Raw genomic sequence first — 21,034 nt, 5'->3', positions numbered from 1 at the left:
AGGTACCTTCGGGGCCATGAGCGATCCGAAGGACGACGAGACCCTCGACGACTTCCGCGAGGCGCAGGAGACCGACTACGAACCGGAGCCGACCGTGCTCGACCCCGACGACCTGCCGGTGGTCGACGACGCGGACGACGAACTGCTCCCCGACGACGACCGACCGGTGCCGCTCGTCACCGACGACGACGCGATCTGAGCCATCGCGCCGCCGTCCTGCAGCGGCACCGGCGTCGGCGTCGGCGTCGGCGTCGCCTCAGTCGAGCGGGAGGGTCCGCGCGAAGGTGCGGGTGACCGGTGTCGCGGCGAGGAACGGTGCCATCGCCGGAGCGCCCTCCGGCGTCGCGCGCCAGGCCACGTAGGTGTCGTGGTCCTCGGCGGTCGTCCACGACTCGACGACGACCATGCGCGCCGGGTCCTCGTCGTCGACCAGGACCTCGAGCGACTCCAGGCCGTGGAACGACGCCGTCTGTTCGAGCGTCTCGCGGATCGCACCCTGGAGTGCGTCGGAGGGGGCATCGCTCTGGAACTGGACCTCGAGCAGGACGGTCATCGACATGGGGAACCTTTCGTCAGCGGTGTCCAAGCCAACCCCTGACCCCCTGCGCTTGTTCCGGGTCGGTCAGTCGACGATCCGGAACCGGAGCGGATCGCCCGGACGGAGCTGTGCAGCGAGGTCGATCGACGACGGTGTCAGGACCGCGACGACCGGGTACCCGCCGGTCACCGGGTGGTCGGCGAGGAACAGCACGGGGAAACCCTCGGGCGGCACCTGCAGTGAACCGGTCTCGACGCCCTCGCTCGGCAGCTCGCGTGCCACGGAGCGGACGAGCGGCGTCTCGGCCGTGGTGCGGACCCCCACGCGGTCGCTGTCCGCACTGACGGAGAAGTCCTGACCGGTCAGGGTCGCACGCCACTCCGGGGTGAACCAGTCGTCGCGCGGTCCGGGCACCACGTCGAGCACGACCGGCTCGTCGGGCCACCGCGGCTCGGGCTGCGGCACCGCGTCGACGATCGGCCACGACACCCGGGCGTCACCGACGGGCAGGACGTCACCGGCCGACAGCGGCGGCGGACCGAGGCGCGCGAGGGAGTCCCACGAGCGACTGCCGAGCACCGGGTCGACCGCGAAGCCCCCGAGGACCGCGACGTAGGCGCGCAGGCCCACGGTCGCGGTGCCGATCCGGAGCGTGTCGCCCGGGGCCAGGAGCAGCACCTCGTGCGAGGCCGCACCCCGGACCGACCCGTCCGCCCGCTCGACCTCGACGGGGCAGGCCGCGCCGGTGGTGGCCGCGACCACGTACGCGTCTGCGTGGAGCGTGACGGAGCCGAGCAGGGCCTCCAGGACGGCCGCGTCGGGACGGTTGCCGACCAGTCGGTTGGCGAGCGCCGCGGAGCCGCGGTCGGCGGCCCCGGCCGCGCCGAGGCCCATGTCGCTGAAGCCCGGGCGCCCGAGGTCCTGCGTGGTCGCGCCGTAGCCGACCTGCACGACGGTCAGCGCGCTCATCCCGCACTCGCCACGACGAAGCGGACGAGCGTGCCGGCGGGCGCGAGCGCCGGGGGTGTGCGTTCGAGCGACCACATCGGCACGTCGGTGCGACCGATGAGCTGCCAGCCGCCGGGCGAGGTCCTCGGGTAGACGGCGCTGAACTCGCCGGCCACCGCGACGGCCCCGCTCGGGACCGCCGTGCGGGCGGTGCTGCGGCGGGGCAGGTCGAGCGGTCGAGCACTGCCGGTGAGGTAGCTGAAGCCGGGCGCGAAGCCGCAGAACGCACTCGTCCAGAGCTGCCCGGTGTGCCATGCCACGAGCTCGTCCCGCCGCATGCCGGTCAGCTCGGTGACGGTGTCGAGGTCCTCGCCGTCGTACGTGACGGGGATGACGAGCGGTTCGGCGTCGTGTGCTTCGAGCGCTGCGCTGACCGGGCTGACCTGCGTGAGCTCGGCGCGGAGCCGGCCGGCGTCCGTCGTGGTCGGGTCGAACCGGAGCAGCAGTGTCCGGGCGCCGGAGACGATCTCGGTCAGCCCCGGCAGGGCGGCCTGCGCGAGCCCGGCGCGGAAGGCGACGACGTCGGCGAGGGACTCGAACGTGGCCAGGAGTGCGCTGCCGCCCGCGGAGCGGACCTCGGGACCCGTCACGGTGCGAGCGGCGGGGACGGTGCGAAGGGAGCGATCGTCACGCCGTGCTCGGTCAGCAGCGCTCGGATGGCTCGGGCCATCGCGACCGCGTCGGGGGAGTCGCCGTGCACGCAGACCGAGTCGGCACGCACGGCCATCTCGGACCCGTCGACGGCGGTCGCGACGCCGTCGGTGACCATGCGGAGCACCCGCGCTGCGACCTCGTCCGGGTCGTGCAGCACCGACCCCGGCTGCTTCCGTGACACCAGTGAACCGTCGGGTTCGTAGGCGCGGTCGGCGAAGGACTCGCTCACCGCGCGGAGCCCGTGGCGCTCGGCCGCCAGCAGCAGCTCCGACCCGGGCAGCGCGAGCACGGCGAGGGACGGGTCGACGTCGGCCACGGCTCGGACGACGGCCTCGGCCTGCACCGGGTCAGCGCAGGCGGTGTTGTACAGGGCGCCGTGCGGCTTGACGTAGGTGACGGCCGTGCCGGCGACGTGCGCCGTGGCGGCCATCGCGCCGAGCTGGTGCACGACGTCGGCGTACAGCTCGTCGGGCGTGACGTGCACGGGGCGGCGGCCGAACCCGATCAGGTCGCGGTAGGCCAGGTGTGCGCCGACCGCCACCCCGCGCTCGGCGGCGGCGCGGGCGGTGGCGAGCATGATCGTCGGGTCGCCGGCGTGGAACCCGCACGCGACGTTGGCGCTCGAGACGACGTCGAGCATCGCGGCGTCGTCGCCCATGGCCCAGGCGCCGAAGCCCTCGCCCAGGTCGCTGTTCAGGTCGATCGTGGTCACGGGTGCTCCCTGTCCTCGCGGGTTGTTGAACAATCTACCGATCGCCCCGGTCCCTGTCACCCGCTGCCTCCGACCGGACGGCGGTTTCCGAGGTGCGCCACGTACTGTCCGAGTCCTCAGTACCACCGGCGGCAGTGCTGCCGGATCGATCTCTGCACTGGAGCAGCTCATGACCGACAGTGACAACACGCACGACGCCCCGAAGAACGACTCCGAGGGCACCGAGAAGCCGGGCGGCCTCGGCGACGACAACACCATCCCGAACAACCCCGACGGCCTGGCCGCGGGCCACACGGGTGACGACTCGCACTTCAACCCGGAAGAGGACGGCGAGCACTAACGGCTCCTTCCGGCCTGCGGGTCGATGCAGAACGACACCGTCGTTGTCCTCCGACAGCGGCGGTGTCGTTTTGCGTCAGCACCACGTCCGTCAGCACCCGACGAAACATGCGCTACAAAACCTTCCGGCACGAGGTTTCCGGTGCTACAGTCCCGATCACCTAGCAGCACTAGGGATTCAGCGGGCGCCGAAGCCCCCTGTGACTCAAGGAGGAGTCATGTCGACACCGACGTCGAAGGAAGAACCCACGCGGGGCATCGCCGGGACCGCGTCCCCAGCGGTCACCGCAGCCGCCGGAGCCACCGCCACGGACGCCGCGGCGTCCCGGGCGTTCTCGGTCGAGGGCATCACGCAGTCCGTCAGCACCGTCCGGGTGGGTCGGGGGTACCTCTGGGGCCTCAGCTTCGCCCAGTTCGGTCTGTTCGTCGCCCTGCTCACCCCCGTCTTCGTGAGCATGTCGATCAAGGCGACGGAGCTGAACCCGACGAGCCCCGAGACCGTCGTCGGCTCGGTCCTGCCGTTCGGAGCGCTCGGCGCCCTGTTCGCCAACCCCCTGTTCGGCGCGCTCTCCGACCGCACCCGGACGCGGTGGGGTCGTCGTCGCCCCTGGATGGTCGGCGGTGTCGTCGTCTTCGTCGGTTCCCTCGCCTGGCTCGCGTTCTCGCCCGACGTGCTCCAGCTCACCCTGGCCTGGGTGCTGGCGCAGGTCTCCGCCAACGCCGTCCTGTCCACGCTCACGGCGAGCTTCGCCGACAACGTGCCGGAGTTCCAGCGCGGCAAGGCGTCGAGCGTCATCGCCCTGGCGCAGAACATCGCGATCCTGGCCGGGCTCTACCTGGCCGTGTACCTGGTCGGCAACCTGCCGCTGCTCTTCATCGCACCGGGCGTCCTGGCGATCGTCGCGGTCCTCGTCTACTCGGTCGTCGCCCGTGACGACCTGCCGACGACGCCGGTCAAGCCCTTCAGCTGGATCAACCTGATCAGCTCGTTCTGGACGAACCCGATCAAGCACCGCGACTTCGGGCTCGCCTGGTGGGGCCGCTTCCTCATCACCTTCGGCACGTTCATGTTCACGACGTACCGACTCCTCTACATGCAGGACCGCATCGGACTCCCGCAGGCCGAAGCGGTCGGGGTCGTGGCGTTCGGCGTGCTCCTCTACACGATCGCCCTGCTCGTCAGTGCCGCCGTCTCCGGCTGGGTGTCCGACCGGATCCAGCGTCGCAAGGTCTTCGTCTGGGGTTCGACGGCCATGACCGCCGTCGGCCTGGTGATCCTGGCCCACGTCGACAGCGTCGGCGGGTTCTACTTCGCCGAGATCGTCCTCGGCTTCGCCTTCGGCATCTACGCCGCGATCGACACCGCCCTGATCGTCGACGTGCTGCCCGACCCGGAGCGCCCCGGCAAGGACCTCGGTGTCATCAACATCGCGAACGCCCTGCCGCAGTCGCTCGCTCCCGCCGTCGGCCTGTTCCTGCTCGGCATCGGTGGTGGCCAGAACTACACGCTCATGCTCTGGGGTGCCGGCGTCGCCGTCATCCTCGGTGCCCTCGTGATCCTGCCCGTCAAGTCGGTCCGCTGACCGACGCGACCGCCTGGAGGCGCGACCCGCGCCCGCGACGCATCTCGCGCCTCCGGACGGTCACCTCCACCGCACGTGCCCGGCTCCGCGGGCGCGGTGACGGGCAGGGGTGGCGTGGTTCAGAGCTGCGGTGTGCGCTTGCCGAACAATGCGTCGAGGAACCGCGAGAACCGCGACTCCGGTTCGTGAGTGGTCTCGATCGAGCGGGTCGGCGAGCGGAACGCCAAGTCGTGCAGCATGTTCCGCTTCGACCCGTCCCAGTTCGCGAACAGGTAGGTCCCGCCGATGAAGGACATGCTCCGGACCGGCGTGCGCTTCCACGAGTCGGCAGCCACGTAGTACCCCGCGTGGCCGGCGCGGATGTGCTGGATCACAGTGTCCACGTCGATGACACCGGTCGGTGTCACGACGGCGGTGATGCCCGTGCGGTCGCGGGCGACGTACTCGATGAGGTGTTCGGTCACGATGGAACTCTTCGTCACGGTGGTGAGGCGCCACGGCAGGGAGCGTGGCGAAGGGGATTCGGAACCGCCGTTGCTTCCGTTTCCAGAGTACGTCCGCGGCGGGCGTGCCGTTCCCGGATGTCCACCGTTCGCAGACGGGTGAGCGTTCAGCGGATGGGGGTCCGGACGGCCCACTCCGCGATGCGTTCGATCGTGGCGCCGAAGTCCCTCGTGCCGGGTCTGTTGAGGAACGCGTGACGGCTGTCCGGCAGGACGTGTCGTTCGACTTCGATGCCCGCGGTCTCGAGCTCGTCCGCGAAGCGCTCGCCCGAGGCGCGCATGACGTCCCGCTCGGCGTCGATCACCAGGGCGCGGGGGAACCCGCCGAGGTCGTCGGACGCCGGGTAGACCGCAGCGGGGCGGCCGCCCGCGTACGCCCGGTTGCTCAGGTCGAGCAGCAGCGGCGCGTGCGTGAGCCGCCGGTGCCCTCGGACGAGTCGCCGCACCGCCGGGTCACGGGGGAGTCGGGCGTGGAAGAACCCGTAGGTCAGCACGAGGCCGGCCAGCGGCGGGGCGCTCGCGACCGCGGACGCCGCCAGGCACGCACCGGCGCTCGCGCCGCCGAGCAGCAGGCCGGACGGTGCCTCGTCGTGCAGGTGGCGGAGCACGGCGACGGTCTCGTCCCGCGCGTGCGGTGCCCGTCGTCGCCCTCGCGGTCCGCCCCGGCCGAGCCAGGGCAGTCCGGGCAGCGGTCCGAGGCGGTAGTCGACGGTCACGACCGGCAGGCCGCGCTCGGCGAGTGCCCGTGCGACGGCGTCGGACTCGGGCAGCTCGAGGTCGCCCCGGAAGAACCCGCCACCGTGCACCCAGACCAGGGTCGGGGACCCCGTGCCGCCGCTCTGCTCCGCCGGTCGGTACCGCCGGATGGGGACCGGTCCGTGAGGTCCGTCGATCCTGTCGTCCGCGACCTCGATCGCGTCCTGGTGCATCCCCCGCATGGGAGCAGTGTCGCAGCACGCGGGCGGGAATCAGGCTCACGGCGCTTGAATAGGCATACTTTTGTAGCGGCCAAAGGGGCACAGCCCGGGGACCATGCGTCAAGGCGGACGAGGCCAATGCGGACGCCTCGGACGGCACCACCGCGACCTTCACCTGGAACGGCGAGACCGGCCGCGTCGAGATGACGGGGGACACCCCGCCCGAGGGCAGATCGCGGCTGCACGACCACGTCGTCACTGTCGGTCGTGGTGATCCATACGCCGAAGTCGGCGCGCTGGCCGCGGGAGTCGCAGTACTCCACCGTGCCGTCCTGCCCGTCACGGCCACGGATCGTCCGCGAGCGCGACATGCTGTTCCCATGCAGTCCGTCCGTGCCGCCGTCCCCGGTGTCGCCCTCGCCGTGGCGATCGGCATCGTCGCCACTCTCGTCGGCCGTGTCGTCCCCGTGGTCGGTGGTCCCGTCCCCGCCGTCATGATCGGTGCCGTCCTGGGGTGGCTCGTCCGGCGTCGCACCGGTGGCTCACTCGCCGCACTGGCTCCCGGGGTGAAGTTCTCGTCCAGCCGGGTGCTGCAGTTCGCGGTGGTCCTGCTCGGCGCGCAGCTGTCCATCGGTGAGGTCCTGCGCATCGGCGGTGAGACCCTGCCGGTGATGCTCGCGACGCTCGTCGTCTGCCTGGTGGCCGCTTGGGGGATCGGCCGACTGCTCCGGGTCTCGGGCGCGCTCCGCACCCTGATCGGCGTCGGGACCGGCATCTGCGGTGCCTCGGCGATCGCCGCCGTGACACCCGTCATCGGCGCGGTCAGTGCGGACGTCGCCTACGCGATGTCCACGATCTTCCTCTGCAACATCGCGGCCGTCTTCGCCTTCCCGCTGCTCGGGCACGCTCTGGGCCTCAGTCAGCACGCCTTCGGCGTCTTCGCGGGCACCGCCGTGAACGACACGTCGTCCGTCGTCGCCACGGCGACGGTCTACGGCCGCCAGGCGACCGACACCGCGGTCGTCGTGAAGCTGGTGCGCACCCTGATGATCATCCCGATCGTCATCGGGCTGGCCGGACTGGAGGCCCGCCGCGCCTCCCGCGAGCAGCTCGCCCCCGCCTCGGGGCCGGGCCGCTGGTTCCGGGTGTTCCGGTTGGTGCCGTGGTTCCTGATCGGGTTCCTCGTGGTGGTGCTGCTCCGGACGGTCGGGGCCCTGCCCGCGTCCGTGGCGCCGGAGTTCGCGACGGCCGCCTCGTTCCTCATCACGGTGGCGCTCGCCGCGATCGGCTGCTCGACGGACTTCGCCGCGCTCCGCCGTGCCGGGTTCCGACCGATGCTGCTCGGCATCGCGCTCTGGGTCCTGGTGGCGGGGACGAGCCTGGGCATGCAGGCGGCCTTCGGTCTGCTGTAGGGCTTGCCGAGGTCCTCCATATCGTTTATCGTTGCATCGAAATTCGATGGTATCGATGATCGACAGGGAGACAGTCATGACCACACCCGTCTACGAACCGCCCCGCGGGCGGAACTCCTACCTGGCCTACGTCGTCTCGTGCGCGATCGGCATCGCGATCGTCGTGTGGCGGTACGTCGACCTGCTCGTCCACTCGATCACCTCGGGCACGGTGGCGGTGCCGATCCGGATCCGTGAGACCAGTGCCGTCCCGCAGCCTCCGGGTGGTGCGACGGTGACGTCCGACCAGCTCGTGCTCCGGGCGCCGATCGCCGACGTGCCAGGTGGTGCGATCGGGTACATCCGCGTCGGCGACGCCCTGGAGGTCCTGCTCGTCAGCGCCCTCATCGCCCTGGTCGCGGCGGTGGCCTGGAAGATCTCGCGCGGCGGGCTCTTCGACCGCTCGACCACCCGGATCCTCGACTGGCTCGCCGGCGCGGTGCTGGCCGCCGGGTTCCTGCCGTCGTTCGTCCGCCGCATGGGGTGGAACTGGGTGGTGTCCGGCCTCGGCTGGGACGGGTACCTGCCCACACCGGTGGTGGACCACCAGTTCCTGCCCGTGTACCTCGGCCTGCTCGTCGTCGTCTGCTTCCGGTTCGCGCTCACCGCCTCGCAGCGGATGGTGCAGGACCAGGCCGGGCTGGTCTGATGCCCCCGGAACAGGAGGACGGCCACGCGGTCGTCTGTCACCTCGACGACCTGCTGGCCGCGCGGGGGATGACACTGACCGAACTCGCCGACCGCGTCGGTGTGACCGTTGTCAACCTCTCGGTGCTCAAGAACAACCGGGCTCGCGCTATCCGGTTCTCCACCCTCACCCGACTGTGCGAGGTGCTCGGCTGCCAACCGGGCGACGTCTTCTCGGTGCGCACGGACTGACGACGGGAGGCCCGTCCTGCGTGAGCGGATCTGCTCACGTGGGACGGGCCTCCTGGCCGGGTCTGCCGTGCCTGCCGCGCCGGCGGCGTCAGCCGCGCAGTGCCTCGGACAGCTTCACGCGACTTCCGGTGCGGAGCAGGGCGTTCTCGTAGACGCGGGCGCCGATGACGACGACCGCGACGACCGAAGCGGCGACGATGAGGAGCGAGAGGATCGGCTCCCACCACTCGGCCGTCCCCAGGAAGATCCGCATGGGCATGCCGATCGGGGCGCTGAACGGCACGTACGACATGATGCCGAGGATCGTCGGGTTGTCGTACGCGACGATGATCAGGAAGTACGGGATCATCACCAGCATCATCACCGGGGTGGTGACGCTGCCGACGTCCTCCTGGCGGGAGACGAGCACGGCCGCCGCGGCGAACAGCGACGCCAGGAGCACGAACCCGATCGCGAAGAAGCCGATGAACCACAGGATGCTCGGGCCGAGCATCGCGAACATGTTGTCCTGCCCGGTCACCGCCAACGTGACGATGGCGGCGACGGCCACCGCGACGATCTGGGCGAAGGCCATGATGCTGTTGCCGAGCACCTTTCCGGCGAGCAGCGCCCGGGCCGGGATCGCGGACATCAGGATCTCGACCACCCGTGTCGACTTCTCCTCGACGACACTCTGCGCGATGGACTGGCCGAACGTCACCGCCGACGCGAAGTACACGACGCCGAACGCGATGGCGATGAGGTAGACCAGCCCACCCGGGAGTGCGTCCGGGTCGAGCAGCTCGATGCGCGGGGTGACGCTCAACGCCGAGACGACCTCGGACGGGGCCTCGTCGAGTCCGACGACCTTGTAGCCGAGCGGGTCGTCCGACGGCACGATCGCCGCGTCGACGTCGCCCGTCGTCACCAGCCGTTCGGCGTCGTCGACCGATGCCGACTTCGTGACGTCGAGCCCACTGGTGGTCGGCAGCGAGACGCCATCGACGACCGCGACCGGGATGGTGTCGTCGGCGGTGGCCTTGCTCACGATCCCGCCGACGACGATCGACGCGACGACCATGCCGATCAGGATGAGCGCCGAGACCACGAAGGCCTTGCTGCGGATGCGTGCCTGGATCTCACGTGCGGAGACGAGCCGCACGGCCTGCACGAAGGAGTTGTTCATCGGACGACCTCCCGGAAGACCTCGCTGAGCCGCGGCACCCGCGGTGAGAACGACCCGACGGTGCCGTGCTGGACGGCCCGCTGCAGGACACGCTGGGCGGTGGCGGCGTCGGCCTCGAAGACCGCGTACCCGCCGTCGAACTCGCGCACGGCCACACCCGGCTCGTCGCGGAGCCAGGCGACGTCCCCGTCGACCAGCAGCTCCCAGGCGGCCGGACCGGCCTGCTTGCGGAGTTCCTCCTGCGGGCCGGCGGCGCGGATCGTGCCACCGGCGATGACGACGACGTCGTCGCAGAGCCGCTCGACCACGTCGAGCTGGTGGCTCGAGAACAGCACCGGGACGCCCCGGGCAGCGGTCTCGCGCAGCACGCCGAGCACGGTGTCGACGGCCATCGGGTCGAGGCCCGAGAAGGGCTCGTCGAGCACGAGCACCTCGGGGTCGTGGGCGAGCGCCGCCGCGATCTGGACGCGCTGCTGGTTGCCGAGCGAGAGCTTCTCGACGGGGTCGCCGGCGTGTGCGGTGAGTTCGAGGCGTTCGAGCAGCTCGCCGGTGCGGCTCGTCGCGGCGCGCTTGTCGACGCCGTGCAGCCGGGCCAGGTAGGTGATCTGCTCGGCCACCGGCATCTTCGGGTACAGGCCGCGTTCCTCGGGCATGTAGCCGAAGCGGCGGCGGTCGGCGGGCCGGACCGTGGTGCCGTCGATCGAGACCGTGCCGGCGTCGGCTTGCAGGACACCGAGCATGATGCGCATGGTGGTGGTCTTGCCGGCGCCGTTGCCGCCGACGAACCCGGTGAGGCGTCCGCTGCCGACCGTGAACCCCACGTCGTCGAGCACCCGGCGGTCACCGAAGTGCTTGGTCACCCCTTCGATGGTGAGCATGTCGTTCCCCTTCGTCGCGACGCTGGTCGTCGCTGCGTCCGACGCTATTGGCCGGGAGGCACGCCCCGCCTCCGCCGTCAGGCGGGACTCGGGTGGGTGCCCGGCTCCACCGCGTGGGGGAGGAGGGCGGGCGGGTCGCGCCGTGCCGTGCCTCCAGGACGGATGCGTGTGCATGTTCCGACGTTCCACGCGTCGATCGACTCACGTTCTGTCGGAACTTGCACCCACATGCGATGCGTGTGCATCTTCCGACGTTGCACGCGTCGATCGAGTCGTGGAAAGTCGGACTTCGCGGCGGCAGCCGGTCGACGAGTTGCGCTCGGTCAGCCGGCGACGCCGTGCTCGAACGCCCAGACGACGGCCTGGATCCGGTCGCGCAGTGCGAGTTTCTGGAGCACGTTCGACACGTGGGTCTTCACGGTGGCGTCCCCGACGTAGAGCTCGGCGGCGATCTCCGCGTTGCTCAGACCTCGGGCGAGCAGCCGCAGCACCTCGGTCTCCCGCTCGGTGAGCCCGGCGGCGGCGAGTGCGTCCTCGCCCGTCGTGGCGGGTGTCGTGGTCGTGGTGGTCGCCGGGGGCTGCGCCGCAGCCGACGCCGTCGCCCGGCTGATCACCCGGCGCGTGACGTCCGGCGCGAGCAGGGCGTCCCCGGCGGCGACGGTCCGGACCGCGTCGATCAGCCGCTCGGGGGAGGCGTTCTTCAACAGGAACCCGCTCGCCCCCGCCTCGAGCGCCTGGAACAGCGCGTCGTCGCTGTCGAACGTGGTGAGGATGAGCACCGCCGGCGGATCCGGCAGCGCCGCGATCCGCCGTGCCGCCTCGAGCCCGTCGACGCCGGGCATCTGCACGTCGAGGCAGACCACGTCCGGGCGGAGCTCCTGCACGGCCTCGACCGCACGCGCGCCGTCCGAGGCTTCGCCGACCACGCGGAACCCCGGCTCGGACTCCAGGATCACGCGGAACCCGGCGCGGACGAGCTCCTGATCGTCGGCCAGCACGATCGTCAGGTCGGTCGTTCCGTTCACGTCGTCGGCAGCCATGCGCGCACCAGGTAGCCTCCTCGGGCTCGTGGCCCGATCTCGATCCGTCCGTCCACGGCGGCGACGCGTTCCCGCATCCCGACGTGTCCGAGGCCGCTGCCGGAGGTGCTCCGGGCGGCACGGGCACCGAGCCCGTCGTCCGTGACCTCCACCTCGACGCCGTCGTCCAGGTACCGCAGCCGGACGTCGGCGCGGGCGGTCGGGCCGGCGTGCTTGAGGATGTTCGTCACCGCTTCCTGCACGATCCGGTACGCCACCGCGGCCACCGTCGGCGGCACCGGGCGCTCGTCGCCCACGACGACGTACTCGGCGGGGTGGCCGGCCACCCGGGCGGACTCGGCCAGTTCGGCGATCCGCGTGATGCCCTCGGTGCTCGGGCCGTCGCCACCGGCCGCCCCCAGGCCGCCCGCGTCGTCGTCGGAGCGCAGGGTCCCGAGCATCCGCCGGAGTTCCTCCACCGCGGTGCGGGCGCTCTCCTCGACCACCCCGAGCGACGCCGTCGCCTGCGCCGGGTCGCGGTCGATCACGCGCCGTGCCGCACCCGCCTGCACGCCCATCAGCGAGACGTGGTGGGCGACCACGTCGTGCAGCTCGCGGGCGATCCGTACCCGCTCGATCGTGACGGCCTGGGCCGCTGAGCGCTCCCGCTCGGCGGCGAGTTCGGCGGTGCGTTCGGCGAGCTCGTGTCGTGCGACCGCGGAGGCCCAGGCCCGGTTGCCGGCGTACCAGGCGGCGCCGAAGTAGATCACGTTGATGACGATGTTCAGCAGCGAGATGGCGACGTAGGGCGCCACCGGCGAGTCCGTGTCGTTCGGGAGCGCGTTCGGTGACGCCCACCCGAACGAGATCGCGACGAACAGCCACGCGAACATGCCGCCGATGACGACCCAGCGCACCGCTTCGGCCCGCACCCGATCCGAGCACCACGCGCCCACCGTGTAGAGCGCGATGAAGAGCGTGAAGTTGACGAGGAAGACCTCGGGCACCTGGAGCAACTGCGTCGCGGCGAACGCCACCGCCGACACCAGGGCCACCGACATCGGGAACCGCCGGCGGAACGCGATCGGGGCCGCGTTCGCGACGATCATCAGCGCGGAGACCCACCAGGAGGCCTGGTCGTCGCCGTAGGTGCCAGCCGACCCGTACAGGAACGTCGTGACGGCGAGCCCACCGGCCAGCACCACCGCGAGCACCGTGTCCTGCCGGTACTCGTGCTGCCCCACCGGCAGTCGCGACCACTCCGCCGTCGTCCCCATGCAGGAAACGCTACTGGGTGCCCCCGGTCAGGAGTAGCCTCCCGCCAACGAGCAGGGGAGACGCGATGCAGTTCCTCGTCAACGTCATCGACGACGGCCAGGCCGCCGCCGTCGGCGACACGTACTCCGCTACCGACGCCGAAGCCGCCGCGGTCGACGCCTTCAACGAGCGGATGGCCGACGCGATCGTGTTCGCCGCCGGGGTCTCCGCACCGGCCGACGCCACCGTGGTCGACGCCCGCGGGGGCGCGGCCGACACGAGGACCGGGCCAGCGACGACCGGGCCAGCGACGACCGGGTCCGCCACGGCGGGGTTCGCCAGCAACTCCGACGAGTACGTCGCCGGGTTCTGGGTCATGGACCTCCCGGACGCCGAGACGGCTGCCCGGGTGGCGCACCAGGCGTCGCAGGCGTGCAACCGGAAGATCGAGCTCCGCCCGCTGCTCTGACGGCACGGACCCCACCCGGCCGACGGACCACCGCGGGGACGGCGCTCGCCGCGGTCACGACCGCCCCGACCACGAACGTCGCGACGAACCCGATCGCACCGACGAGCGCTCCGGCAGCCGCCGCACCGACGGCCTGCCCGAGCACGAGTGCGACGAACAGCATCGAGGTGCCCGCCGACGACCGCTCGTTGTCGATCTCGGTCGTCCACGCGATCAGGGCGCCGGTCGCCGCCGTGTAGCCCCAGCCGAACACGGCACACGCCAGCAGTGCCGCGACCGTCGACTGCGGCGCTGCCCCCAGCACCACGACGGCGACGGCGACCGAACCCGCCGTGAGCGCCCAGAGCGTCCGGGCGCGCAGCCCGTTCGTCCAACGCGCGGTGACCACGACGGCGGCTCCACCGATCCCGAGCGCGATCCAGGCCGACACCGAGACGACGACCGACGCGCCGGCCTCCACCAGCGCCGAACGTCCGTAGGTCCAGACGACGGCGGACCCGGCCCCGAACAGCAGCGCCAGCACGAGGACCCCTCGGTGCGCGACGAACCACGGAGCGCCGGGCAGCGGTGACCGGGACGCAGCAGCCCCGCCGCGTGACACCACGAGCAACAGGGCTCCGACGGCCAGGGCGAACACCCCGGACACCGCCCAGGCCGTCCGCCAGTCGGGCAGCAGCACGAGTGCGAGCACGCCGGCGCCCACGAGCCCGGGGCCGGTGCCGGCGTTCACGATCGCCTGCGCGCGGCCCTGCAGCCCCTGGGGCACCTGCGCCGCGACGATCCGCACGAGAGCGGGGGACGCGAGTCCGGCACCCGCCGACGCGAGCACGGCGCTGACGCCGAACGCCAGCGACCCACCGGCCGTCGCCATGGCGATCGCACCGGCCCCCGCCACCAGGGTCGCGACCGCGACGAGCACCCGGGGCATCCGCGCGGCGAGCAGGAACCCGGCCACCGCACCGACGCAGTACAGCGCCGAGGCGCCCGACGAGACCCACCCGGCGGCGTCGGACCGGAGCCCCAGGTCGCGCTGCACGTCGGGCAGGAACAGCCCGTACGCCAGGCGCACCAGGCCGTAGGTGGCGGCGATCAGGCCGAGTCCGCTCACGAGGAGCAGTCGATGTCGTAACGAAAACGATCGTTTCACTTTTCAGAGCCTAGGGTGCTCTCATGGTGATGCGCCCAGGGACCGAGCAACGGCTGCTCGACGCCGCCGAGGAGCTCTTCTTCTCGCAGGGCATCGCCGCCACCCCGATCGACGCCGTCCTCGAACGGGCCGGGGTCTCGACGGCCACGCTGTACCGCGGCTACGCGAGCAAGGAAGCGCTCGTGGCGGCTGCCCTCACCCGTCGCCACGAGGACTGGATCGCCACCTGGGACCGCGCGGTCGCCGCCGAGCGTGACGACCTGGGCCGACTGCTGGCGGTGTTCGACGCCCTCGACGACTACCGCTCGACGCCCACGGGCTCCCGCTGGTGCGCCTTCCTCGGCACCGCCGCCGAGTACGCCGACGCCCCCGCCGAGGTCCGACAGGTCCTGGACCTCGAGACCAACACCCTGCGCCGGCGGCTCGTGGCGCAGGCGGTGCCGGTGGTCGGTCCCCGTGCCGACGCGCTCGCCGATCAGCTGCTCCTCATCGTCTCCGGTTACCTTGCGATGCGGTTGCGCGACCCCGCGCTCGACACGACGACGGCACGGTCCGTCGCCGCGTCCCTCATCCGGGAACACACCACCCCGGACGGAACGATGCCCCGGGCCTGACGCGACCCGCGCCCGGGACGCCACCCGCGCCCGGGACGCGCGTCGAGGCGGACAGGAGGCCCGTGGCGGCCCCGCGCCGCGCCTCCAGGCCGTTGACCGTCACCCCACGGCCCGTGCCGCTCGGCCGAGCGCTCAGGCGCGACCGCGGTTGCGGCGCCGGATCTCCTTCGGAGCCCGCCCGGCCATGAAGGACCGTGCAGGATCGACGAGGAAGCCCTGCCGGAGCGCCTCGCGACCGACGAGCATCCGGAACCCCATCTGGTCCCGGTTGCTCAAGGTGACCTCGGACTCGACGACCTGCCCGGCCAACGCGACCCGCGTGCGGACGACGATGCGCTCCTGGGTGTGCCCGGTCGAGCTGCGGACGATGCGGCGGTCGTGCACGTCGCACTCGATGGTGGTGGCGTCGGCATCGGTGTCCTGCCAGGGGTGGAGCGAGAACCGGACCCGCTCGCCGGGCAGTTCCTCGAGGTCGAAGGCGTGCAACGCGGAGCTCCGAGCGCCGGTGTCGAGCTTCACCTTGATCCACGGCACGCCGAGGTCCGGCAGTCCCGCCCACTCACGCCACCCGGCGACGACGAGCCCGCTGTCGGAGGACTTCGGAGCTCGGGCCATGTGCCCATCCTGTCGCATGCTCCGCGGCCACGTCCGCATGCTTTGATGGAGCGTCGCCGTCGATCCGACCCAGCGGAGAACCCCTCGATGAAACTCGCCATCCTGTCGCGCGCGCCCCAGGCGTACTCGACCCAGCGCCTCCGCGCAGCGGCACTCGACCGCGGTCACGAGGTCAAGGTGCTCAACACCCTGCGCTTCGCGATCGACCTGTCCGGCGACGACCCGGACCTGCTCTACCGCGGCAAGCTGCTGAGCGACTACGACGCCGTGCTGCCGCGCATCGGCAACTCGATCACCTACTACGGCACCGCGGTGGTGCGGCAGTTCGAGCAGATGGACGTCTACACGCCGAACACGGCGAACGGCATCACGAACTCGCGCGACAAGCTGCGGGCGAACCAGATCCTGTCGCGGCACGACATCGGCATGCCGGCGACGACCTTCGTGGCCGGCCGCAACGACGTGCGCGGGGCGATCGAACGGGTCGGCGGCGCGCCCGTCGTCATCAAGCTCCTCGAGGGCACGCAGGGCATCGGCGTGATCCTGGCACCCGAGGCGAAGGTCGCCGAGTCGATCGTCGAGACCCTGCACTCCACCAAGCAGAACGTCCTGATCCAGCGGTTCATCGCCGAGAGCCGCGGTCGGGACATCCGGGCCCTCGTCGTCGGCGACCGGGTCGTGGCCGCCATGCGCCGGACCGCCTCGGGCGACGAGTTCCGATCGAACGTGCACCGCGGCGGCACCGTCGAGAAGGTCACGCTCTCGCCCGAGTACGAGGCCGTGGCGGTGCGCTCGGCGCAGATCATGGGCCTCAAGGTCGCCGGCGTCGACATGCTCGAGGGCAACGACGGGCCGCTCGTGATGGAGGTCAACTCGTCGCCAGGGCTCGAGGGCGTCGAGCGCGCCACCGGCCTCGACATCGCCGGTGCGATCGTCGACTTCATCGCGAACCAGGTCGCGTTCCCCGAGATCGACGTCCGCCAGCGGCTGTCCGTCTCGACCGGCTACGGCGTCGCCGAGCTCCTCGTGCACACCAACGCCGACCTGGTCGGCAAGACGATCAAGGAGTCCGGGCTCTGGGACCGCGACATCACGGTCCTCACGCTGCACCGCGGCTCGAACGTCATCCCGAACCCGCGCAGTGGCGTCGCCCTCGAGCCGGGGGACCGCCTGCTCTGCTTCGGCAAGCTCGAGGAGATGCGGTCGATGATCCCGGAGCGCCGCAAGCGGCGCGCGAAGGTGCGGAAGCTGCCGAAGGACGTCTGAAACGGGCCGTCCAGCGCATCCGGATCGCGCACACAGGCCAGATGCGGAAGTATGTGTCGGTGACGATCATGACGGAACGGCCGGTCGACCAGGCATCGAGCAGTGAACCGGAGCAGCCCGGCAACGCCACGGCGAAGCACCGGAACGTCTCACTGCTCTCTGTGGCGACCACCACTGCGGAGCGTGTGACGACCTCGGCCGACATCGAGGCCAAGCTCCGAGGGGTCCTCCGTCGGCTCCGTCTGCCGATGGGACTGCTCGAGCGCGTCGCCGGGGTCATCGAGCGTCGCAACTGGGGTGAGGGTCAGACCTTCCAGGACGCTGCGATCGACGCCGGCCGTCGTGCCATGGCCGAAGCCGGTGTCCGTCCGGACGAGATCGGGCTGCTCATCAACACCTCGGTGACGCGCCCGCACCTCGAGCCGTCGGTGGCCGTCCGCCTGCACCACGGCCTCGGGCTGCCGTCGTCCGCCATCAACTTCGACATCGCGAACGCCTGCCTGGGCTTCGTGAACGCCATGAGCGTCGCCGCGGGCATGATCGACTCCGGGCAGATCAAGTACGCCCTCGTCGTCGACGGCGAGGACGCCGACCAGGTGCAGCTCAACACCATCGACCGCCTGAACCAGGGCGGCCGGAACCGCAAGGACTTCATGAGCGAGTTCGCCAGCCTGACCCTCGGGTCCGGTGCCGCGGCGGCCGTGCTCGGCCCGGCGGACCTGCACCCCGAAGGCCACCGGATCGTCGGCGGCGTCACCCGCGCGGCGACCCAGTGGTACGACCTGTGCGTCGGCAGCGTCGACGGCATGTTCACGGACGCGAAGATGCTGCTCAAGGGCGGCATGGAGCTCGTCGTCGCCGCCTGGACCGAGGCCCGAGCCCACTTCGACTGGGCCGACATGGACCGCTACGTGCTGCACCAGGTCTCCGACGTGCACACCAACGCCTTCGTCGAGGCGATCGGCATCCCGCGCGCCAAGGTCCCCACCACGTACCAGCGGTTCGGCAACGTCGGCCCCGCGTCGATCCCGATCACCCTCGCCGACGAGGTCGCCTCCGGTGGGATCCGTCGCGGTGACCGCGTGTTCCTGGGCGGCGTCGGCTCCGGCATCAACACGGCGATGATGGAACTCCACTGGTGAGGTCCCGGCTGCCCCGCGTCGCCGCGAGCACGGCTCCGGCGACGCAGCCGCCCTCCCTGCCCGGCCTCGACCCGGCCTGGTCGCGTCTGGTCACGGTTCCCGCGTGGTCCGCAGAGCGGACTGGGCCCACGCCGCCGGTTCCGGAGCGACGCGCCAGCGGCGGGCCGGCCGTGCCGGTGGGGAGAGGCACAGATCGCGCCGCGCGCACCTGGCACCTCCTGGACACGGCCGGTTCCCTGGCCGCGCTCGGCGTGGAACCAGTCGGCACGATCCTCTGCGTGCACGGCAACCCGACCTGGTCGTACCTGTGGCGGTCGGTGCTCCGCACCTCGCTCGAGGTCGCCCGGGCCGGCGGACCGGCCTGGCGCGTGGTCGCCGTCGACCAGCTCGACATGGGCTTCTCGGAGCGCACCGGCGTCGAGCGGGGACTGGCGCAGCGCGTCGCGGACCTCGGAGCCCTGACCGACGAACTCGGGCTGGCCGGACCGATCGTCACCCTCGGCCACGACTGGGGTGGTGTGGTGTCGCTCGGTTGGGCGGTCGACCACCCGGACGTCCTGGCCGCCGCGATGACGTGCAACACCGCCGTGCACCAGCCCGACGACGCCCCGATCCCGGCACCGCTGCGGCTCGCCCTCGGTCCGGGGATGCTCGGCCGCGCGACGGTCGTGACCCCGGCGTTCCTGGAGACCACCCTGGCCATCGCGCACCCGAAGCTCGAGCGGGCCACAGCCGACGGCTACCGGGCGCCCTACCGCGGTGCCGCCCGACGCGGTGGCATCGGCGGCTTCGTCGGGGACATCCCCGTCGACGCCCGGCACCGGAGTGCCGCCGAACTCGACCGCATCGCCGCCGGGGTCGCCGCGCTCGACGTGCCGGTGCTCCTGCTCTGGGGTCCGCGCGACCCGGTGTTCCTCGAGCGCTACCTGGACGACCTGACCGAACGCGTGCCGCACGCCGACGTCCACCGGTTCGAGGGCGCCGGGCACCTGCTGCCTGATGACGCCGACGTCGCGGGTGCGGTGTTCGACTGGCTCGGTGACCGCCTGCCGGACGGTGGCCGTCCTGCTCAGGCCCCCACGGGCCTCCAGTCCGACGTCGTGGACCCGGGCCAGCCCGCACAGGCGACCCCGCCGCTCTGGGCGCGGCTCGACGAGCTGCGTGACAGCGACGAACCCGCGCTGGTGGAGATGGCCGCCGCCGGTGGCCCCCGCACGATCACGTGGCGGCTGCTCGCCCGACGGGTCGACGAGATCGCCGCCGGACTCGACGACCTGGGCGTCCGGAGCGGCGACCGTGTCTCGCTCCTGGTGACCCCCGGCGCCGACCTGACCGCCGTCCTGTACGCCTGCGTGCGGATCGGGGCGGTCGTCGTCGTCGCGGACGCCGGACTCGGACTCGGCGGCCTGACCCGGGCCGTCCGCGGAGCCCGACCGGACTGGATCATCGGCGCGCTGCCCGGGCTCGGTGCCGCGCGCGCCCTCGGCTGGCCGGGGCGACGCATCGCGACGGTCTCGTTGCCCGCGCCGGCACGGAAGGCGCTGCGTGTGGAACACACGCTCGTCGACGTCGCCCGCCGCGGTGCCCGCCGTCTCGCCCACGGCACCGCGCTGCCGGCGGCACCGTCGTCGGACGCACCCGCGGCCGTGCTCTTCACCTCGGGATCGACCGGGCCGGCGAAGGGCGTCGTGTACACGCACGGGCAGCTCAGCGCCGTCCGGGACGCCCTGGCCACCCAGTACGACGTCGGTGTCGGCACCGGCCTCGTCGCCGGGTTCGCACCGTTCGCGCTGCTCGGCCCGGCCCTCGGGGCACGGTCGGTCGCGCCCGACATGGACGTCACCGCGCCGCGCACCCTGACGGCGAAGGCGGTCGCGGCCTCGGTCGCCGCGGCTGACGCCACCGTGGTGTTCCTGTCGCCGGCGGCACTGGCGAACGTCGTCGTGACCGCGTCGGAGCTCACCGACGCCGACCGCCAGGCACTGAAGGGCGTGCGGCTGTTCCTGTCGGCCGGGGCTCCGGTCTCGGCTGCGCTGCTCACCGCGGCGACCGAGCTGATGCCGAACGCCAGCGCGCACACCCCCTACGGCATGACCGAGGGGCTGCTCATGACGGACGTCGACCTGGACGGGGTCCGTGCCGCCGGCCGGTCCGATGACGAGGGGATCTGCGTCGGGGTGCCGGCAGCGAACGTCCGCGTCCGCATCGCGCCGCTCGGCGGTTCCGGGCGCTCGACCGGAGCCCTGACGGACGAGCCCGGGGTCACCGGCGAGATCGTCGTCGCGGCGCCCCACGTGCGCGACCACTACGACCGGCTCTGGCGCACCGACCGGGTCTCGCGCCTCGGCGTCGACGACCCGCGCGGGCACCGCACCGGGGACGTCGGGCACCTGGACGCCGCGGGACGGATCTGGGTCGAGGGCCGGCTGCAGCACGTGCTCACCACCCCGAGCGGGGTCGTCACGCCGGTGGGGCCGGAGCAGCGGATCGAGGGCGTCGACGGTGTCGGACGTGCCGGGGTCGCGGGCATCGGGCCGATCGGCACCCAGCAGGTGGTGGCCGTCGTCGAGACCGACCCGGCCGTGCGCCGGCCCGGGTTGGCGTCGCCGTCGCTCGCGGCAGCGGTCCGTGCCGCCGCCGGAGTGCCGCTCGCCGCGGTGCTCGTCGTGCCCGTGCTGCCGACCGACATCCGGCACAACTCCAAGGTCGACCGCACCCGGCTCTCACGCTGGGCCGGCTCGGTGCTGTCCGGTGGACGGATGGTGCGCCCGTGAAGGGCGCGTCCGGCATGACCTCACGCGCTCACCGACACTTCGCGGGCCGTCAGACGCGTGACCTGTCGCTCAGCACGAATCTCCGACCCGCCGCGGTTCGAGAC

Annotated in this window: 23 protein-coding genes; 11 read left to right on the top strand and 12 right to left on the bottom strand. The window is 72.0% G+C overall.

Annotation, left to right across the window (positions count from 1 at the left end; genetic code table 11):
• Window positions 1–16: 16 nt before the first annotated feature.
• Window positions 17–199 carry a hypothetical protein gene (locus tag DEI85_RS14190; RefSeq protein WP_111122853.1) on the top strand — a complete coding sequence of 61 codons (183 nt, stop codon included), beginning with the start codon at window positions 17–19 and terminating at the stop codon, window positions 197–199.
• 57 nt (window positions 200–256) lie between these two features.
• Here DEI85_RS14190 and DEI85_RS14185 read toward each other — a convergent pair whose 3' ends face one another.
• From DEI85_RS14185 to DEI85_RS14170, 4 genes are all read right to left on the bottom strand, one after another.
• Complete coding sequence (locus DEI85_RS14185) at window positions 257–559, bottom strand: putative quinol monooxygenase (protein WP_110860974.1); 303 nt, start codon at window positions 557–559, stop codon at window positions 257–259.
• A 63-nt stretch (window positions 560–622) separates the two neighbouring features.
• Entirely contained in the window at window positions 623–1,507 is an 885-nt protein-coding gene (locus DEI85_RS14180) for a 5-oxoprolinase subunit C family protein (RefSeq protein WP_111122854.1), read from the bottom strand.
• Window positions 1,504–2,136 carry a 5-oxoprolinase subunit B family protein gene (locus tag DEI85_RS14175; RefSeq protein ID WP_111122855.1) on the bottom strand — a complete coding sequence of 211 codons (633 nt, stop codon included), beginning with the start codon at window positions 2,134–2,136 and terminating at the stop codon, window positions 1,504–1,506. The genes DEI85_RS14180 and DEI85_RS14175 overlap by 4 nt, the downstream gene beginning before the upstream one ends.
• Window positions 2,133–2,912 carry a LamB/YcsF family protein gene (locus tag DEI85_RS14170; RefSeq protein ID WP_111122856.1) on the bottom strand — a complete coding sequence of 260 codons (780 nt, stop codon included), beginning with the start codon at window positions 2,910–2,912 and terminating at the stop codon, window positions 2,133–2,135. The genes DEI85_RS14175 and DEI85_RS14170 overlap by 4 nt, the downstream gene beginning before the upstream one ends.
• A gap of 169 nt (window positions 2,913–3,081) precedes the next feature.
• Between DEI85_RS14170 and DEI85_RS14165 the strand changes: the two genes are divergently transcribed.
• Together DEI85_RS14165 and DEI85_RS14160 are read left to right on the top strand one after the other, a co-directional pair.
• Window positions 3,082–3,252 carry a hypothetical protein gene (locus tag DEI85_RS14165; RefSeq protein WP_164941189.1) on the top strand — a complete coding sequence of 57 codons (171 nt, stop codon included), beginning with the start codon at window positions 3,082–3,084 and terminating at the stop codon, window positions 3,250–3,252.
• A 217-nt stretch (window positions 3,253–3,469) separates the two neighbouring features.
• Entirely contained in the window at window positions 3,470–4,834 is a 1,365-nt protein-coding gene (locus tag DEI85_RS14160; RefSeq protein ID WP_111122857.1) for an MFS transporter, read from the top strand.
• A gap of 119 nt (window positions 4,835–4,953) precedes the next feature.
• Here the strand turns inward: DEI85_RS14160 and DEI85_RS14155 are convergent, their stop codons facing one another.
• Window positions 4,954–5,298, bottom strand: coding sequence for a hypothetical protein (locus DEI85_RS14155; protein ID WP_110860961.1), 345 nt, complete (start codon window positions 5,296–5,298; stop codon window positions 4,954–4,956).
• 146 nt (window positions 5,299–5,444) lie between these two features.
• Window positions 5,445–6,275 (bottom strand): alpha/beta hydrolase, encoded by an 831-nt coding sequence (locus DEI85_RS14150; protein WP_111122858.1) that lies wholly within the window; start codon window positions 6,273–6,275, stop codon window positions 5,445–5,447.
• A gap of 359 nt (window positions 6,276–6,634) precedes the next feature.
• Between DEI85_RS14150 and DEI85_RS14145 the strand changes: the two genes are divergently transcribed.
• The 3 genes from DEI85_RS14145 to DEI85_RS14135 all read left to right on the top strand — a co-directional run bounded on the left by DEI85_RS14145 (window position 6,635) and on the right by DEI85_RS14135 (window position 8,584).
• A complete protein-coding gene (locus DEI85_RS14145; protein WP_111122859.1) occupies window positions 6,635–7,666 on the top strand; it encodes a YeiH family protein in 1,032 nt (343 codons plus the stop codon).
• A gap of 76 nt (window positions 7,667–7,742) precedes the next feature.
• Entirely contained in the window at window positions 7,743–8,354 is a 612-nt protein-coding gene (locus tag DEI85_RS14140; protein ID WP_111122860.1) for a hypothetical protein, read from the top strand.
• Window positions 8,354–8,584 carry a helix-turn-helix domain-containing protein gene (locus tag DEI85_RS14135; RefSeq protein ID WP_017886849.1) on the top strand — a complete coding sequence of 77 codons (231 nt, stop codon included), beginning with the start codon at window positions 8,354–8,356 and terminating at the stop codon, window positions 8,582–8,584. The genes DEI85_RS14140 and DEI85_RS14135 overlap by 1 nt, the downstream gene beginning before the upstream one ends.
• A gap of 88 nt (window positions 8,585–8,672) precedes the next feature.
• On the opposite strand, the gene DEI85_RS14130 is transcribed toward DEI85_RS14135, so the two are convergent.
• From DEI85_RS14130 to DEI85_RS14115, 4 genes are all read right to left on the bottom strand, one after another.
• The gene (locus DEI85_RS14130) at window positions 8,673–9,749 is read right to left on the bottom strand and encodes an ABC transporter permease (RefSeq protein ID WP_111122861.1); all 1,077 of its coding nucleotides are present in this window, start codon (window positions 9,747–9,749) and stop codon (window positions 8,673–8,675) included.
• On the bottom strand, window positions 9,746–10,627 hold the full coding sequence (locus DEI85_RS14125) for an ABC transporter ATP-binding protein (protein ID WP_111122862.1): 882 nt from the start codon (window positions 10,625–10,627) through the stop codon (window positions 9,746–9,748). The genes DEI85_RS14130 and DEI85_RS14125 overlap by 4 nt, the downstream gene beginning before the upstream one ends.
• A 323-nt stretch (window positions 10,628–10,950) precedes the next feature.
• Complete coding sequence (locus tag DEI85_RS14120) at window positions 10,951–11,667, bottom strand: response regulator (RefSeq protein ID WP_110860948.1); 717 nt, start codon at window positions 11,665–11,667, stop codon at window positions 10,951–10,953.
• Window positions 11,649–12,923 (bottom strand): sensor histidine kinase, encoded by a 1,275-nt coding sequence (locus DEI85_RS14115; protein WP_258369890.1) that lies wholly within the window; start codon window positions 12,921–12,923, stop codon window positions 11,649–11,651. Before DEI85_RS14115 ends, DEI85_RS14120 begins: the two co-directional genes overlap by 19 nt.
• Window positions 12,924–12,988: 65 nt before the next feature.
• On the opposite strand from DEI85_RS14115, the gene DEI85_RS14110 reads away from it, so the two are divergent.
• The gene (locus DEI85_RS14110; RefSeq protein ID WP_111122863.1) at window positions 12,989–13,372 is read left to right on the top strand and encodes a YciI family protein; all 384 of its coding nucleotides are present in this window, start codon (window positions 12,989–12,991) and stop codon (window positions 13,370–13,372) included.
• On the opposite strand, the gene DEI85_RS14105 is transcribed toward DEI85_RS14110, so the two are convergent.
• A complete protein-coding gene (locus tag DEI85_RS14105; RefSeq protein WP_220038920.1) occupies window positions 13,278–14,480 on the bottom strand; it encodes an MFS transporter in 1,203 nt (400 codons plus the stop codon). The genes DEI85_RS14110 and DEI85_RS14105 overlap by 95 nt on opposite strands.
• Window positions 14,481–14,542: 62 nt before the next feature.
• Here DEI85_RS14105 and DEI85_RS14100 point away from each other — a divergent pair, with 62 nt between their 5' ends.
• The gene (locus tag DEI85_RS14100) at window positions 14,543–15,133 is read left to right on the top strand and encodes a TetR/AcrR family transcriptional regulator (RefSeq protein ID WP_110860942.1); all 591 of its coding nucleotides are present in this window, start codon (window positions 14,543–14,545) and stop codon (window positions 15,131–15,133) included.
• 132 nt (window positions 15,134–15,265) lie between these two features.
• Here the strand turns inward: DEI85_RS14100 and DEI85_RS14095 are convergent, their stop codons facing one another.
• A complete protein-coding gene (locus tag DEI85_RS14095) occupies window positions 15,266–15,748 on the bottom strand; it encodes an ATP-dependent zinc protease family protein (protein WP_111122865.1) in 483 nt (160 codons plus the stop codon).
• A gap of 87 nt (window positions 15,749–15,835) precedes the next feature.
• On the opposite strand from DEI85_RS14095, the gene DEI85_RS14090 reads away from it, so the two are divergent.
• The 3 genes from DEI85_RS14090 to DEI85_RS14080 all read left to right on the top strand — a co-directional run bounded on the left by DEI85_RS14090 (window position 15,836) and on the right by DEI85_RS14080 (window position 20,930).
• Window positions 15,836–17,014: a RimK family alpha-L-glutamate ligase gene (locus DEI85_RS14090; RefSeq protein WP_110861118.1), complete on the top strand. Its 1,179-nt coding sequence runs from the start codon at window positions 15,836–15,838 to the stop codon at window positions 17,012–17,014.
• Window positions 17,015–17,082: 68 nt separating this feature from the next.
• Window positions 17,083–18,156, top strand: coding sequence for a 3-oxoacyl-ACP synthase III (locus DEI85_RS14085; RefSeq protein ID WP_110861116.1), 1,074 nt, complete (start codon window positions 17,083–17,085; stop codon window positions 18,154–18,156).
• Window positions 18,157–18,164: 8 nt separating this feature from the next.
• Window positions 18,165–20,930: an alpha/beta fold hydrolase gene (locus tag DEI85_RS14080; protein WP_111122960.1), complete on the top strand. Its 2,766-nt coding sequence runs from the start codon at window positions 18,165–18,167 to the stop codon at window positions 20,928–20,930.
• Window positions 20,931–21,034: the final 104 nt, after the last annotated feature.

The sequence above is a fragment of the Curtobacterium sp. MCBD17_026 genome (genome assembly GCF_003234895.2).
Classification (GTDB): domain Bacteria; phylum Actinomycetota; class Actinomycetes; order Actinomycetales; family Microbacteriaceae; genus Curtobacterium; species Curtobacterium flaccumfaciens.
This window is presented reverse-complemented; position numbering and strand designations above follow the sequence as displayed.

Coding starts and splice junctions, on each gene's coding strand:
- DEI85_RS14190 (WP_111122853.1), top strand. CDS start 17: ATGAGCGATCCGAAGGACGACGAGACCCTCGACGACTTCCGCGAGGCG.
- DEI85_RS14185 (WP_110860974.1), bottom strand. CDS start 559: ATGTCGATGACCGTCCTGCTCGAGGTCCAGTTCCAGAGCGATGCCCCC.
- DEI85_RS14180 (WP_111122854.1), bottom strand. CDS start 1,507: ATGAGCGCGCTGACCGTCGTGCAGGTCGGCTACGGCGCGACCACGCAG.
- DEI85_RS14165 (WP_164941189.1), top strand. CDS start 3,082: ATGACCGACAGTGACAACACGCACGACGCCCCGAAGAACGACTCCGAG.
- DEI85_RS14160 (WP_111122857.1), top strand. CDS start 3,470: ATGTCGACACCGACGTCGAAGGAAGAACCCACGCGGGGCATCGCCGGG.
- DEI85_RS14150 (WP_111122858.1), bottom strand. CDS start 6,275: ATGCGGGGGATGCACCAGGACGCGATCGAGGTCGCGGACGACAGGATC.
- DEI85_RS14145 (WP_111122859.1), top strand. CDS start 6,635: ATGCAGTCCGTCCGTGCCGCCGTCCCCGGTGTCGCCCTCGCCGTGGCG.
- DEI85_RS14140 (WP_111122860.1), top strand. CDS start 7,743: ATGACCACACCCGTCTACGAACCGCCCCGCGGGCGGAACTCCTACCTG.
- DEI85_RS14135 (WP_017886849.1), top strand. CDS start 8,354: ATGCCCCCGGAACAGGAGGACGGCCACGCGGTCGTCTGTCACCTCGAC.
- DEI85_RS14130 (WP_111122861.1), bottom strand. CDS start 9,749: ATGAACAACTCCTTCGTGCAGGCCGTGCGGCTCGTCTCCGCACGTGAG.
- DEI85_RS14125 (WP_111122862.1), bottom strand. CDS start 10,627: ATGCTCACCATCGAAGGGGTGACCAAGCACTTCGGTGACCGCCGGGTG.
- DEI85_RS14120 (WP_110860948.1), bottom strand. CDS start 11,667: ATGGCTGCCGACGACGTGAACGGAACGACCGACCTGACGATCGTGCTG.
- DEI85_RS14115 (WP_258369890.1), bottom strand. CDS start 12,923: ATGGGGACGACGGCGGAGTGGTCGCGACTGCCGGTGGGGCAGCACGAG.
- DEI85_RS14110 (WP_111122863.1), top strand. CDS start 12,989: ATGCAGTTCCTCGTCAACGTCATCGACGACGGCCAGGCCGCCGCCGTC.
- DEI85_RS14100 (WP_110860942.1), top strand. CDS start 14,543: ATGGTGATGCGCCCAGGGACCGAGCAACGGCTGCTCGACGCCGCCGAG.
- DEI85_RS14095 (WP_111122865.1), bottom strand. CDS start 15,748: ATGGCCCGAGCTCCGAAGTCCTCCGACAGCGGGCTCGTCGTCGCCGGG.
- DEI85_RS14090 (WP_110861118.1), top strand. CDS start 15,836: ATGAAACTCGCCATCCTGTCGCGCGCGCCCCAGGCGTACTCGACCCAG.
- DEI85_RS14085 (WP_110861116.1), top strand. CDS start 17,083: ATGACGGAACGGCCGGTCGACCAGGCATCGAGCAGTGAACCGGAGCAG.